This is a genomic window from Caulobacter sp. UNC358MFTsu5.1, from assembly GCF_000712075.1.
In the GTDB taxonomy this organism is placed as follows: Bacteria; Pseudomonadota; Alphaproteobacteria; order Caulobacterales; family Caulobacteraceae; genus Caulobacter.
The window spans coordinates 183,369-195,937 of the sequence record NZ_JONW01000011.1; the positions used below are offsets into that span (position 1 = coordinate 183,369).

Here is a 12,569-nt window from a genome sequence, read left to right on the forward strand (position 1 = left end):
CCAACTGCTTTCGCTTCGGCTTACCAACCCCTGGGCGCTCTAGGGGCCGCGCATCGTCGTGGCCGGGCGCGCAGGGGATGACTGACCCAATCGCCGCCCGCACGCAGACACCTTCCGACGAGTAGATCCCATGAGCTCCGTATCGCCCGCCGCTTTTGAAAAGCGCGACAACGTCGTCATTTTCGACACCACCATGCGCGACGGCGAGCAATCGCCCGGCGCCTCAATGTCGCATGACGAGAAGCTGGAACTGGCCAAGATCCTCGAGGAGATGGGGGTCGACGTCATCGAGGCCGGCTTCCCGATCGCCTCGAACGGCGACTTCGAAGCGGTCCGCGAGATCGCCAAGATCGTCAAGAACTCCACCATCGCCGGCCTGTGCCGCGCCCACCAGGTGGATATCGACAGGTGTGCGGAGGCCCTGAAGGGTACGCAGCGCGGCCGCATCCACGTGGTGATCGCCACCAGCGACCTGCACATGAAGCACAAGCTGCAGATGGAGCCGGACGCCGTCATCGACGTGATCGCCCGCTCGGTCGGCCACGCCCGCAACCTGCGCGACGACGTCGAGTGGTCGGCAGAGGACGCCACCCGCAGCGACCGCCAGTTCCTGCGCCGCGCCATCGAGACCGCCATCAAGGCCGGCGCCACGACGATCAACCTGCCCGACACCGTCGGCTACACCTATCCGTCCGAATACGCCGACCTGTTCAAGTGGATGGTCGAGAACGTCGACGGCGCCGACCGGGTGGTCTTCTCGACCCACTGCCACAACGACCTGGGCCTGGCCGTGGCCAACAGCCTGGCCGGCGTGCAGGGCGGGGCGCGCCAGGTGGAGTGCGCGATCAACGGCCTGGGCGAGCGGGCCGGAAACGCCGCCCTGGAAGAGATCGTCATGGCCCTGAAGGTGCGCGGCGACCGCCTGCCGTTCCAGACGGGCATCGACACCACCCACATCACCCGCGCCAGCCGCTACGTCTCGGCCATCACCGGCTTCCCGGTGCAGTACAACAAGGCCATCGTCGGCAAGAACGCCTTCGCGCATGAAAGCGGCATCCACCAGGACGGGATGCTGAAGAACCGCGAGACCTACGAGATCATGACCCCGGAATCGGTCGGCCAGGCGCCGTCCAGCCTGGTCATGGGCAAGCATTCGGGCAGCCACGCCTTCCGCGCCAAGCTGAAGGACCTGGGCTACGAGCTGGGCCAGAACGCCCTGAAGGAGGCCTTCGGCCGCTTCAAGGACCTGGCCGACCGCAAGAAGCACGTCTACGACGACGACATCATCGCCCTGGTCGACGACGCCCTGGCGCGCGGTTCCGAGCGCATCCGCGTCACCCACCTGCGCGTGGTGGCCGGCACCGACGGCCAGTCGGCCGAGCTGACCCTGGAAGTCGACGGCGAGACCAAGACCTCGGAGGCCTCGGGCGACGGTCCGGTGGACGCCGTGTTCAACGCGATCCTGGCGATCGTGCCGCACAACGCCGCCCTGCGCCTGTTCCAGGTGCACGCGGTGACCGAAGGCACCGACGCCCAGGCCCAGGTCTCGGTCCGCCTCGAGGAAGACGGCCGCATCGCCACGGGGCAGGCGGCCGACACCGACACCCTGACCGCCTCGGCCAAGGCCTATGTGAACGCCCTGAACAACCTCATGGCGCGCAAGGAAAAGAGCCGGCCGGAAGCGGCGATCGCCAGCGGCTTCTAGCCACCGCTGGAGCGCGCTGAACGCGCTCCAAGTGCTTGACGTGGAGCCTTCCGAAGGAAGGCTCTAGGCCGCTTCCCGCTTCGAGAACGGCCGCGTCGCCAACAGCTCCGCCGACAGGCAGGCCTGGGGTTCCACCTCCAGGCCCAGGGCCCGCAGATCCTCGCACAGCGCCCGGCGCGGCTCCTGATCCAGGAACGCGCCGGCGTCGATGACCATCGCCCCGCCCGGGCGGAGCATGGTCAGGGTCGAGGCCGCGGCGGCGCGCGCGTCGGCCACGGTCGAGCAGCCCACGATCAGCAGCACGTCGCTCTGTTCGTCGGCCGCGCGGCAGGTGGCCCGGCGGGCCGCCTCGACCCGGTCGTAGCCCTTGCGCCAGAGCACGCTCATCGCCTCGCCCGCCTCGGGCCCGGTCACCGCGACGAAACACAGCGGCGTGGCCTGGGCGACGGCGAGCATGCGCCCGAGCGTGTTGTGGATCCCCTCGGTCGGAACGCCGAGCAGGAACTGCGCGGCCTGACGGAACGGATGGGACGACATGGTCGAGAACCTCTGACTGGTCGCGCCCGTCACCGGACGGGCCGACGGCCAGGGTGTGCGCCCAAGCGGCCTAAGACCTCCATTCGGAAACACGCCGTCCGCATAAGGGCGGCATAAGGATGATCCGATGATCTGGATTCCCATCACCATCGCGGCCTCGTTCGCCCAGGTGGCCCGCAACGCCGCCCAGCGCTCGGTCATGGGCGACACGGGGCCCTGGGGCGCGACCCTGGTGCGGTTCCTGTTCGGCCTGCCGTTCACGGCGGTGTTCGTGGCGGTCGCCTTCGCCCTGACGCGGGGCGAGCAGCCGCACGCGACCCCGGCCTTCTGGGCGGCGGCCCTGCTGGGCGGGGCCAGCCAGATCGCCGCCACCGCCGCCCTGCTGGTGGCCATGCGCCGCGCCGGCTTCGCGGTGGCCACGGCGGTCCAGCAGAGCTCGATCCCCCTGGCCGCCCTGCTGGGCCTGCTGGTCTATGGCGAGAAGCTGAGCGCCCTGGGCTGGACCGGCGTGGGCCTGGCCAGCGTGGCCCTGCTGGTGGTCACCTGGCCCCGCACCGGCGCGTCGGGCGAGAAGCCCGTCAGCGGCGCGGTCTTCGCCCTGCTGTCGGGCCTGGCGTTCGGTTTCTGCCTGAACGCCTTCCGCCAGGCCGGCCACGCCCTGGAGCCCGGCCATCCGATCTTCGCCGCGGTGGTCACCCTGATGACCGTGCAGATCGCCCAGACCCTGGCCCTGGGCGCGTTCCTGGCGATCACCGATCGCGCCGCCCTGGTCGCCGTGGCCCGGGCCTGGCGGCCGTCGCTGGGGGCGGGGTTCTGGGGCGCGGCGGCCTCGGCCGGCTGGTTCATCGCCCTGGCCCTGGCGCCGGCGGGGCAGGTGAGGGCGGTCGGGGTGGTCGAGGCGCCCATCGCGGCCTTCGCGGGACGCCGCCTGTTCGCCGAGAGACTGACCGCCGTTCAGATGATCTTCGGCCTGATCGCGGCGGCCGGGGTGGCCATGGCCGCGCTCGGCTAGAAAACGCCATGTTTCTGGGATGAAACCCCCGGCGCCGCCGTTCTGCGAAAACAGGTGATCCAGGGGCTGTAATAGACCTTGAATTCAACGCTTTCGCAGGGCAAACGGGCTTCGTCGGCAGCTTTGTGGCAGTCAGACGACGGCGCGGCGGGGAGCCTGCGCTCCCGTCGTGCGGCAGGCGCTCGTCAATGGGACATAAGCCCGCATTTTGCGGGAATCATGTTGTCCTCCTTTGGAATTGAAGTAGGAGCCATCTTTTCCCTTCGCCTTCGTCGCTTCGGCGACGCAAATGGCTCCGTTTCCGCCTACCGCCATCTTCTCTTTCTAAAGACCCGTCGCCTTCGCCCCCCTATCCCTCAGTCAGGGCTTTCAATGTTTTCTTCCCTCTTCGGCGTCATCTCCAACGACATCGCCATCGACCTGGGCACCGCCAACACCCTCATCTACATGAAGGGCAAGGGCATCGTCTTGAACGAGCCGTCGGTGGTCGCGCTGCGTAATGTCGGGGGCCGCAAGATCGTCCACGCCGTGGGGATCGAGGCCAAGCAGATGCTGGGCCGCACGCCGGGCCACATGGAAGCCATCCGCCCGATGCGCGACGGCGTCATCGCCGACTTCGAAGTCGCCGAGGAGATGATCAAGTACTTCATCCGCAAGGTCCACAACCGCAAGGGCTTCGTGAACCCCAAGGTGATCGTGTGCGTGCCGTCGGGCGCCACCGCCGTGGAACGCCGCGCCATCAACGACAGCTGCCTGAACGCCTCGGCCCGCCGCGTGGGCCTGATCGACGAACCGATGGCCGCCGCGATCGGCGCCGGCCTGCCCATCCACGAGCCGACCGGCTCGATGGTCGTCGACATCGGCGGCGGCACCACCGAAGTGGCCGTGCTGTCGCTGTCGGGCATCGTCTATTCGCGTTCGGTCCGCGTCGGCGGCGACAAGATGGACGAGGCGATCATCAGCTACATGCGCCGCCACCATAACCTGCTGATCGGCGAGACGACCGCCGAGCGCATCAAGAAGGAAATCGGCACCGCCCGCGCCCCGGCCGACGGCGAAGGCCTGTCGATCGACGTCAAGGGCCGCGACCTGATGCAGGGCGTGCCGCGCGAAGTCCGCATCTCGGAAAAGCAGGCCGCCGACGCCCTGGCCGAACCGGTCGGGCAGATCGTCGAGGCCGTGAAGGTGGCCCTGGAAGCCACCCCGCCGGAACTGGCCAGCGACATCGCCGACAAGGGCATCATGCTGACCGGCGGCGGCGCGCTGCTGCGCGGCCTGGACGCCGAGATCCGCGACCACACCGGCCTGCCGGTCACCGTGGCCGACGATCCGCTGTCGTGCGTGGCCCTGGGCTGCGGCAAGGTGCTCGAGCATCCCAAGTGGATGAAGGGCGTGCTTGAATCGACTCTCGCCTAGGCGTCAATTCAGTCTGGACGCCGCGGGGGGCGTCGGGAGAACTAGTACGTGCCCTTTCGCGAAGGTCCGCTCGGTGACCTGAAAGTGCCGCTGACGTGGACCGCGGCCGTGGCGTTGATCGTCGCGGTCGTGATCGCGGTGGCGTTCCTGCTGGCCGATCGGCGCGAGACCCTTCAGCAACAGGCCTATGGCGTCACCCGCCAGACGGTCGACACGGTGTCCAAGCCGGTCAGCGGCGTGATCGCCGCGCCCGGCCGCTGGACCGGCCTGGGCGTCGACTTCATCAGCAGCTACTTCTTCACCGCCTCCGAGAACCGCCGGCTGAAGGCCGAGCTGAAGGAGATGCGCGGCTATCGCGACATGTACTTGGCCGAGGTCGACAAGAACCAGAGCTACCAGTCGCTGCTGGGCCTGCGCACCGATCCGCCGATTCCGATGGTCGCCGCCCGCGTCGTCAGCGACACCCGCGGACCGTTCGCCAACACCCGCCTGGCCGACAGCGGCTCGGAAAAGGGCGTGGTGGTCGGCAATCCGGTGATGAACGAGCGCGGCCTGGTCGGCCGCGTGGTCGGCGTGGCTCACGGGGCCAGCCGGGTGCTGCTGTTGACCGACATCGCCTCGCGCACGCCGGTGATGATCGACCGCACCAACGCCCGCGCCATCCTGACCGGCGACGGCGGCCCCAATCCCAAGCTGGAATATCTGCGCGGCGTCGACCCGATCAAGGAAGGCGACCGGGTCGTCACCTCGGGCGACGGCGGCGTGGTGCCGCGCGGCCTGCCGGTGGGCGCGGCGGTCAAGGGCCTGGACGGCCGCTGGCGCGTGGTGCTGTTCGCCGACGACGCGGCCATCGACTATGTCCGCATCCTGCTGTTCAAGGACTTCTCGCAGCTGGCCGACCAGAAGGCGCTGCTGACCCGCAGCCTGCCGCCGGTCACCACCGAGGACCCCGACGTCTCGATCCTGGGACCGACCGCGACCGCTCCGGCCAAGCCGCCGGCCCAGACCGCTCCGGCGACCTCCACGCCGCCGGCCGCCCCCGGTGCGACGACGGTCGCGCCCGCCGCCAAGCCGCCGACCACCCCGGCCCCGAAACCCGCGACGCCGAAGCCGACGCCGAAGCCGACCGCGGGCCAGCCGGCCGGCGGGGCGATCTAGGATGGGCGGCGCGCGGCCTCTGCATCCCGGCCGCTGGCTGGGCGTGCCCGCGCTGTTCTGCGTGCTGGCGACCATCGCCTTCGCCGCACCGATCCGCATCTTCGGCCTGCAGCTGCCCGAGCCGGTGTTCGCCATGGTCCCGGCCTTCGCCTGGGCCCTGATCCGCCCCTCGATCCTGGCGCCCTTCGCCCTGCTGCTGCTGGGCCTGTTCCTGGACATGTTCTGGGGCGGACCGACCGGCCTGTGGGGCCTGTCGCTGCTGATCGCCTACGCCACGGCCCTGACCGGCCGCAACATGATGACCGGCCAGAGCCGGCCGATGATGTGGGCCTGGTTCGCCGGGGTCACCGCCGTGGCCATGGCCGGCGGCTTCCTGTTCAGCATGCTGGACAGCCTGGCCATGCCCAGCCTCCTGGCCGTGTTCTGGCAGTTCCTGGTCACGGCCCTGTTGTTCCCGTTCGCCCACCGGCTGATCGACCGGTTCGAGGACGCGGACGTTCGGTTCCGGTGACGCCATGAGCGAACCGTCAATCTTCTTCTTCGAGGTCAACGAACGTCAGGGTGTGTTCCACCGCCGGGCGTTCCTGATGGGCGGCCTGGCCGGCGGCGGCCTGCTGGCCCTGGGCGGACGCCTGGCCCAGCTGCAGCTGGTCGAGGCCCGTCGGTACCAGAAGCTGTCGGCAGGCAACCAGTTCAACTACCGCCTGACGCCGCCGCCGCGCGGCCTGATCCTGGACCGCAACGGCGTGGCCCTGGCCTCGAACCGCCCGAACTTCCGGCTGATGGTCAGCAAGGAGTCCAAGGACTTCGACGTCGAGGCCACGCTGGACGACCTGGCCAAGCTGGTGCCGATCGACGGCACCCGTCGCGCCCGCCTGATCAAGGACATCGCCCGCGCGCCGAAGAAGGCCCCGGTGGCGGTGATGGAGGACATGACCTGGGAGGAGTTCTCCCGCGTCAACATCCGCGCGCCCGAGCTGCCCGGCGTGACCGCCGACATGGGCGAGGTGCGGGTCTATCCGTTCGGCGGCGCCTTCGCCCATGTGATCGGCTACGTGGCCAAGGTCTCGGACCGCGACCTGGAGAAGGCCAAGGACGAGCCCGACCAGGACCTGCTGCACCATCCGGGCTTCCGGATCGGCAAGCAGGGCGTGGAGAAGGCCCTGGACCGCGAGCTGCGCGGCCGCCCCGGCGCCACCAAGGCCGAGGTCGACGCCCAGGGCCGCGTGGTCCGCCTGGACCCCGAGGGCGACATCCCGCCCACCCCAGGCAAGGAAGTGCGCCTGACCCTGGACGCCGATATCCAGAACCGGGCGCTGGAGGTGATGGGCGACGAGAGCGGCGCCATCGTCGTGATGGACATCCGCAACGGCGACCTGCTGGCCATGGTCTCGGCCCCGAGCTTCGACGCCAACCGCTTCGTGAAGGGCCTGTCCGGCCCCGAGTACAAGGCCCTGGCCGAGTACGAGCGCAAGCCGCTGCTGGACAAGGCCCTGACCGGCAACTTCCCGCCCGGCTCGACCTTCAAGCCGACCGTGGGCCTGGCCGCCCTGACCGCCGGGGTCGACCCCGAGGTGCGGGTCAATTGCGGCGGCAGCTGGTACTATGGCGGCCGCACCTGGCGGTGCTGGGAGAAGCGCGGCCACGGCTCGCAGAACCTGCACGACGCCATCAAGAACAGCTGCGACATCTACTTCTACCAGACGGCCCTGAAGATCGGGCCGGACGCCATCGCCAGCGCCGCGCGGGCCATGGGCTTCGGCCAGGTGTTCGACATCGGCATCCCCGGCCAGAAGAAGGGCCTGGTGCCCGACCGCGAGTGGAAGAAGCGGGCCTTCAAGAAGAATCCGGCCAACCAGATCTGGTTTCCGGGCGAGACGCCGTCCTACGGGATCGGGCAGGGCGCGCTGCTGGTCAACGCCCTGCAGCTGGCGGTGATGACCTCGCGCCTGGCCAACAGCAAGAAGGCGCTCAATCCGCGCCTGATCAAGTCGGTCGGCGGCGTCGAGCAGCCCAGCGGCGCGGCCGTGCCCGACCTGCCGTTCACGCCCGAGCATCTGGCCTATGTGCGCGGCGGCATGGAGGCCGTGGCCAACGACGTGCGCGGCACGGCCTATCGCCAGAGCCAGCTGGGCCTGGGCGACGTCAAGATGGCCGGCAAGACCGGCACGGCCCAGGTCCGCAGCTACGACAAGGTCGCCGACCGCAAGAGCACCAACGTCGCCTGGCGGCTGAAGGACCACAATCTGTTCGTGGCCTTCGCTCCCTACGACGATCCGCGCTACGCCGTGGCCGTCATCATCGAGCACGGCGGCCTGGGCGGCGCCACCGCCGGCGCCCCGCGGGCCCGCGAGGTGATGCGCGTCGCGCTGCTGAAGGACCCCGAGGTCCGCGCCCGTATCGAGCGTCCCATGCCGCTGCCGCCGGAACCGGATGACGCCGCCGCGGACGGTTCGGTCGAGGGCGCCGCCCCCGACGATCCGACCGTGGGCGCGCCGCCGCCATTTCCGAGTGGTGGGGCCCCCGCCACGCCTATCGTTCCCGCGCCTCCCGTCCCTGGAGCTCCCCGATGACCCTCAGCGGCGGCCTCAGCCGGCCCGGCGAACGCGACCGGCCGATCATCAAGTTCATGGAGATCGACTGGACCCTGTGTCTGGTCCTGTGCCTGATCGCCGGCACCGGCGCGCTGATGCTGTTCTCGATCGCCGGCGCCTCGTGGGAGCCGTGGGCCGACAAGCACCTGCTGCGCTTCGGCATCTATTTCGTGATGATGATCCTGCTGGCGATGGTGGACCTGCGCGTCTGGTTCACCCTGGCCTATCCGATCTACGGCGTGGCCCTGCTGCTGCTGGTGGCGGTCGAGGCGGTCGGCGACGTGTCTCTGGGCGCCCAGCGCTGGCTGGCCATCGGGCCGCTGCGCTTCCAGCCGTCCGAGATCATGAAGATCGGCGTCGTCCTGGCCCTGGCCCGCTACTATCACGGCCTGTCGGCCGACAGCGCCCGGCTGTCGTGGAAGCTGCTGATCCCCGCCGCCCTGATCGGCGCGCCGACCCTGCTGGTCGCCCACCAGCCCGACCTGGGCACCGCGGTGCTGATCGCCCTGCCGGGCCTGGCGGTGATGGTGCTGGCCGGCCTATCGCTGCGCCTGATCATCGTCGGGATCGTGGCCGGCCTGGCCGCCTTGCCGCCGTTCATCTTCTTCGTGCTGCACGACTACCAGCGCAACCGGATCCTGACCTTCATGGACCCGGAGAAGGACCCGTCGGGCAACGGCTACCACATCATGCAGTCCAAGATCGCCCTGGGCTCGGGCGGCCTGCTGGGCAAGGGTTTCGGCCTGGGCTCGCAGAGCCAGCTGAACTTCCTGCCGGAAAAGCAGACCGACTTCATCTTCGCCACCCTGGCCGAGGAGTTCGGCTTCCTGGGCTGCGTCAGCGTGCTGTTCCTGTACGGCGTGGCGATCTTCATGGCCCTGCGCATCGCCTCGATCAGCCACAGCCACTTCGGACGCCTGTCGGCCGCCGGTGTGACCGCCACCTTCGCCCTCTACGTGCTGATCAACGGCGCGATGGTGATGGGCATGGCGCCGGTGGTGGGCGTGCCCATGCCGATGCTGTCGTACGGCGGCACCGTCATGCTGACGGTCATGGTCGGCTTCGGCCTGGTCCAGGCCGTGCGGGTGCACCGCTATACCGAAGTGACCAGCGGCAAGGGCTCGCTGATGTAGTCGGCCGGGGGGCTACTGGCCGTCCAGCGTGTAGTCCATGACGTAGAAGTGCTTGCCGTCCTTGATCTCGATCCTGAACGTGCCGGCCAGCCCTTTCAGCGCGCCGCCGCCGGAGTCGGGCACGATCATCACGTCCATCACCCGCTGGTCGCCCTGCATCCAGCCGTGCTGGACGACGGCGAAGCTGCCGGCGCGGCCGTCCAGGGTTCCGGTGATCCGCTCCACCGCCACATAGGCCGCCGAGGTCGGCACCGACCCGCCGGCCGCCAGCATCTCGCCCTTGCTGGTCGCCGTCAGGGCGCCGGCATAGGTCTTGTCCAGGGTCAGCCGGCTGAGCGTCGAGCCCCCATCAGGGCCCTTGTCCTCGGTCGCCGGGACGATCCTGACCTCGAAGGTCCCCGTGGCGTGATGCGGCGTGGCGGCCAGGGCGGGCGACGAGACGGCCGGGGCGGCGGCGGCCAGGGCGGCGAAGGTCAGGTGGCGGAAGATCATCGGGCGCTCCAGGTTGGACGCCGAAACCCTTGCGGGACCGCAAGGGTCTTTCAACCGGAATGCTGCGAACGGCGCGATCCCGCCCGCCAACGGCGGCGCGTCACTCCTCGGGCGGCGTCTTGGCCGGCGCCGCGCCCTTCAGCGCCCGTCCCGTGACCACGGCCGCCGCGCCGAACTTGCCCCGCAGCCCGTCGATGACCGTCTCGCTCTTCAGCGCCCGGCGCTCGTCGCCGGCGAAGAAGTCGTCGGCCGCGCCCTCGGCGGGGACGAAGTCGGTCAGGCCCGCGCCGATCAGGCGGTAGTGCAGGCCCTTGGGTTCCGCCGCCAGCAGTTCGCGGGCCACCTGGAACAGGGTGCGGGCGGTCTGGGTCGGGACGGGCAGGGTGCGGCGGCGGGTGTGGATCTTGAAGTCGGGCGTGCGCAGCTTCAGCGTCGCCACCCGTCCCGCCACCCCGCCGGCCCGGGCCTGGCGGGCGACCTTCTCGCACAGGGGCCACAGCTCGTCCTCGAGGTCCTCGCGCTTGTAGAGGTCGTCGTTGAAGGTGGTCTCGGCGCTGATCGTCTTGCGCTCCTGGTCGGGATCGACCAGCCGGGTGTCGCGCCCGTGGGCCAGGTGGTGCAGGCGCAGGCCGCCCGAGCCCAGCACCTTGACCAGCCATTTGAGGTCGGCGTTGGCGATGTCGCCCACGGTGCGCAGGCCCTCCTGGGCGAGGGCGGTCACCGTGGCCGGGCCCACCCCGGGCAGGATCGACACCGGTCGCGGGGCCAGGAACGCCTCGATCCCGGTCGCCCCGATCACCGAGAAACCGCGCGGCTTGTCCAGCTCGGACGCGATCTTGGCCAGGAACTTGTTGGGGGCCAGGCCGATCGAGACCGTGATGTTCACCTCTTCCTCGATCGCCTTCTGCACCCGCGCCAGCATCACCGCCGGCGGCGCGCCGTGCAGGCGTTCGGTGCCCGAAAGGTCGATCCAGGCCTCGTCCAGCGACAGCGGCTGCACCAGGGGCGTCAGGGCCTCCAGCTTGGCCATGATCCGCCGGCTCTCGTGCTTGTACTTGGCGAAGTTGGGCTTGATGACCACGGCCTGCGGGCACAGCTTCAGCGCCTTGTACATCGGCATGGCCGAGCGCGGGCCGCTCATGCGGGCGATGTAGCAGGCCGTCGTCACCACCCCGCGCTTGCCGCCGCCCACGATCACCGGCTTGTCGCGCAGGGACGGGTCGTCGCGCTTCTCGACCGACGCGTAGAAGGCGTCGCAGTCCATGTGGGCCATGGAAAGCCGGCCCAGCTCCTCGTGGAACACCACGCGCGGCGAACCGCAGGCCGGACAGCGCGAGACCTTGGCCTCGCCCGTCGCCAGGCAGTCGCGGCAGAGCGCTTTCATTTGAACAGCGTGCGCTCGATGGCCGTCTTCAGGTCCGGCCACAGGTCGATGCGGGCGTGCCGCTCGGGATCGGAGGGGGCGAGAGGACGCAGGCGCTCGTCGGCCACCATCTGGAAGCGGGTGACCCACGGCGCGCTCTCGGCCACCGAATCCAGTTGCGGCAGCAGGTCGTCGACGAACACCGAGGGCGAGGCCGTGCGCTGCGACAGGTGCGCCGCCGACGGTCCCTTGGGACCGCTGTTGATCACCAGCGGATAGTCGAAGCCGTGGGTCTTCAGCCAGCGGGCGCGCGACTGGCGGCCGTGCTCGGGGGCGTTGGTCAGGATCACCACGTCGGCGCGGGCCGACAGGTCGGCCAGGGCGTCGGCCGCGCCCTCGGCGGGCAGCAGATCGTCGGCCCCGTCGCGGAAGAAGTCGTTGAACAGGGCCCGGCCGGCGATCAGGTCCAGGTGCTCGGTCTCGCCCGGGCGGTAGATGTTCTGGAACAGGGCGAAGCGGTCGAATCGCAGCTCGAATCCATGGCGCCCGATGAACGTTCCGAAGCCATGCATGAAACGTGCGAGCACCTCGTCCACATCGACGATGACCAGGGGCGCGTCAGGGCGCACCGTGCAGGCTTCGAGGTCTGAAAAACAGGGTTCCATGATCTACGGTCGGCGGGGGTAAAACGCGATTAGCGCGGGCTTAAGGATATTCGTGCGATCTGGAATCCAGAAGCGACGCGAATCCCTCACGCATCGCCACGGACCGGAATGGTCGGGGTCAGGATGACGAAGAAGGTCCTCATCGTCGAGGATAACGAGCTGAACATGAAACTCTTTCATGACCTGCTCGAGGCCCAGGGTTACGAGACCCTGCAGACCCGCGAGGGGCTGCAGGCGCTGTCGATCGCCCGCGAGCACCGTCCGGACCTGATCCTGATGGACATCCAGCTGCCCGAGATCTCCGGCCTTGAAGTCACCAAGTGGCTCAAGGAGGATGACGATCTGTCACATATCCCCGTCGTCGCCGTTACGGCATTCGCCATGAAGGGCGACGAGGAGCGCATCCGTGAGGGCGGGTGCGAGGCCTATATCTCCAAGCCCATCTCGGTGTCGCACTTCCTGGACACCATCCGCCGGTTGCTGGAGAGGTAGGC

The 12,569-nt window shown here is 69.4% G+C and carries 12 protein-coding genes; 8 read left to right on the forward strand and 4 right to left on the reverse strand.

The window, feature by feature from the left end; all coding sequences use genetic code 11:
• The first annotated feature begins 130 nt into the window (after window positions 1-130).
• A complete protein-coding gene (locus BR39_RS0121955; protein WP_029916191.1) occupies window positions 131-1,705 on the forward strand; it encodes a 2-isopropylmalate synthase in 1,575 nt (524 codons plus the stop codon).
• Between the two features lie 63 nt (window positions 1,706-1,768).
• Here BR39_RS0121955 and BR39_RS0121960 read toward each other — a convergent pair whose 3' ends face one another.
• Window positions 1,769-2,242 carry a hypothetical protein gene (locus BR39_RS0121960; RefSeq protein WP_029916192.1) on the reverse strand — a complete coding sequence of 158 codons (474 nt, stop codon included), beginning with the start codon at window positions 2,240-2,242 and terminating at the stop codon, window positions 1,769-1,771.
• Between the two features lie 127 nt (window positions 2,243-2,369).
• On the opposite strand from BR39_RS0121960, the gene BR39_RS0121965 reads away from it, so the two are divergent.
• The 6 genes from BR39_RS0121965 to rodA all read left to right on the forward strand — a co-directional run bounded on the left by BR39_RS0121965 (window position 2,370) and on the right by rodA (window position 9,555).
• Complete coding sequence (locus tag BR39_RS0121965; protein ID WP_029916193.1) at window positions 2,370-3,254, forward strand: DMT family transporter; 885 nt, start codon at window positions 2,370-2,372, stop codon at window positions 3,252-3,254.
• Between the two features lie 372 nt (window positions 3,255-3,626).
• The gene (locus tag BR39_RS0121970) at window positions 3,627-4,670 is read left to right on the forward strand and encodes a rod shape-determining protein (protein WP_004623009.1); all 1,044 of its coding nucleotides are present in this window, start codon (window positions 3,627-3,629) and stop codon (window positions 4,668-4,670) included.
• A 48-nt stretch (window positions 4,671-4,718) separates the two neighbouring features.
• Window positions 4,719-5,828 (forward strand): rod shape-determining protein MreC, encoded by a 1,110-nt coding sequence (gene mreC / locus BR39_RS0121975; RefSeq protein WP_029916194.1) that lies wholly within the window; start codon window positions 4,719-4,721, stop codon window positions 5,826-5,828.
• Between the two features lies 1 nt (window position 5,829).
• Window positions 5,830-6,339, forward strand: a complete 510-nt coding sequence (locus BR39_RS0121980; RefSeq protein WP_029916195.1) for a hypothetical protein — start codon at window positions 5,830-5,832, stop codon at window positions 6,337-6,339.
• Between the two features lie 4 nt (window positions 6,340-6,343).
• Complete coding sequence (mrdA, locus tag BR39_RS0121985) at window positions 6,344-8,401, forward strand: penicillin-binding protein 2 (RefSeq protein WP_029916197.1); 2,058 nt, start codon at window positions 6,344-6,346, stop codon at window positions 8,399-8,401.
• Window positions 8,398-9,555, forward strand: a complete 1,158-nt coding sequence (rodA, locus tag BR39_RS0121990) for a rod shape-determining protein RodA (protein ID WP_029916199.1) — start codon at window positions 8,398-8,400, stop codon at window positions 9,553-9,555. The genes mrdA and rodA overlap by 4 nt, the downstream gene beginning before the upstream one ends.
• A gap of 12 nt (window positions 9,556-9,567) precedes the next feature.
• Here rodA and BR39_RS0121995 read toward each other — a convergent pair whose 3' ends face one another.
• The 3 genes from BR39_RS0121995 to BR39_RS0122005 form a co-directional block, all read right to left on the reverse strand.
• Entirely contained in the window at window positions 9,568-10,047 is a 480-nt protein-coding gene (locus BR39_RS0121995) for a DUF3224 domain-containing protein (RefSeq protein ID WP_081916950.1), read from the reverse strand.
• Window positions 10,048-10,147: 100 nt separating this feature from the next.
• The gene (locus BR39_RS0122000) at window positions 10,148-11,431 is read right to left on the reverse strand and encodes a DNA polymerase IV (protein WP_029916203.1); all 1,284 of its coding nucleotides are present in this window, start codon (window positions 11,429-11,431) and stop codon (window positions 10,148-10,150) included.
• The gene (locus BR39_RS0122005; protein WP_029916205.1) at window positions 11,428-12,075 is read right to left on the reverse strand and encodes a hypothetical protein; all 648 of its coding nucleotides are present in this window, start codon (window positions 12,073-12,075) and stop codon (window positions 11,428-11,430) included. Before BR39_RS0122005 ends, BR39_RS0122000 begins: the two co-directional genes overlap by 4 nt.
• A gap of 123 nt (window positions 12,076-12,198) precedes the next feature.
• Between BR39_RS0122005 and divK the strand changes: the two genes are divergently transcribed.
• Complete coding sequence (divK, locus tag BR39_RS0122010; RefSeq protein ID WP_029916211.1) at window positions 12,199-12,567, forward strand: cell-cycle response regulator DivK; 369 nt, start codon at window positions 12,199-12,201, stop codon at window positions 12,565-12,567.
• Window positions 12,568-12,569 lie beyond the last annotated feature (2 nt).

What these genes read in the sequence shown, in the direction of transcription:
- BR39_RS0121955 (WP_029916191.1), top strand. Translation starts at nt 131, where the DNA reads ATGAGCTCCGTATCGCCCGCCGCTTTTGAAAAGCGCGACAACGTCGTC.
- BR39_RS0121960 (WP_029916192.1), bottom strand. Translation starts at nt 2,242, where the DNA reads ATGTCGTCCCATCCGTTCCGTCAGGCCGCGCAGTTCCTGCTCGGCGTT.
- BR39_RS0121965 (WP_029916193.1), top strand. Translation starts at nt 2,370, where the DNA reads ATGATCTGGATTCCCATCACCATCGCGGCCTCGTTCGCCCAGGTGGCC.
- BR39_RS0121970 (WP_004623009.1), top strand. Translation starts at nt 3,627, where the DNA reads ATGTTTTCTTCCCTCTTCGGCGTCATCTCCAACGACATCGCCATCGAC.
- BR39_RS0121980 (WP_029916195.1), top strand. Translation starts at nt 5,830, where the DNA reads ATGGGCGGCGCGCGGCCTCTGCATCCCGGCCGCTGGCTGGGCGTGCCC.
- mrdA (WP_029916197.1), top strand. Translation starts at nt 6,344, where the DNA reads ATGAGCGAACCGTCAATCTTCTTCTTCGAGGTCAACGAACGTCAGGGT.
- rodA (WP_029916199.1), top strand. Translation starts at nt 8,398, where the DNA reads ATGACCCTCAGCGGCGGCCTCAGCCGGCCCGGCGAACGCGACCGGCCG.
- BR39_RS0121995 (WP_081916950.1), bottom strand. Translation starts at nt 10,047, where the DNA reads ATGATCTTCCGCCACCTGACCTTCGCCGCCCTGGCCGCCGCCGCCCCG.
- BR39_RS0122000 (WP_029916203.1), bottom strand. Translation starts at nt 11,431, where the DNA reads ATGAAAGCGCTCTGCCGCGACTGCCTGGCGACGGGCGAGGCCAAGGTC.
- BR39_RS0122005 (WP_029916205.1), bottom strand. Translation starts at nt 12,075, where the DNA reads ATGGAACCCTGTTTTTCAGACCTCGAAGCCTGCACGGTGCGCCCTGAC.
- divK (WP_029916211.1), top strand. Translation starts at nt 12,199, where the DNA reads ATGACGAAGAAGGTCCTCATCGTCGAGGATAACGAGCTGAACATGAAA.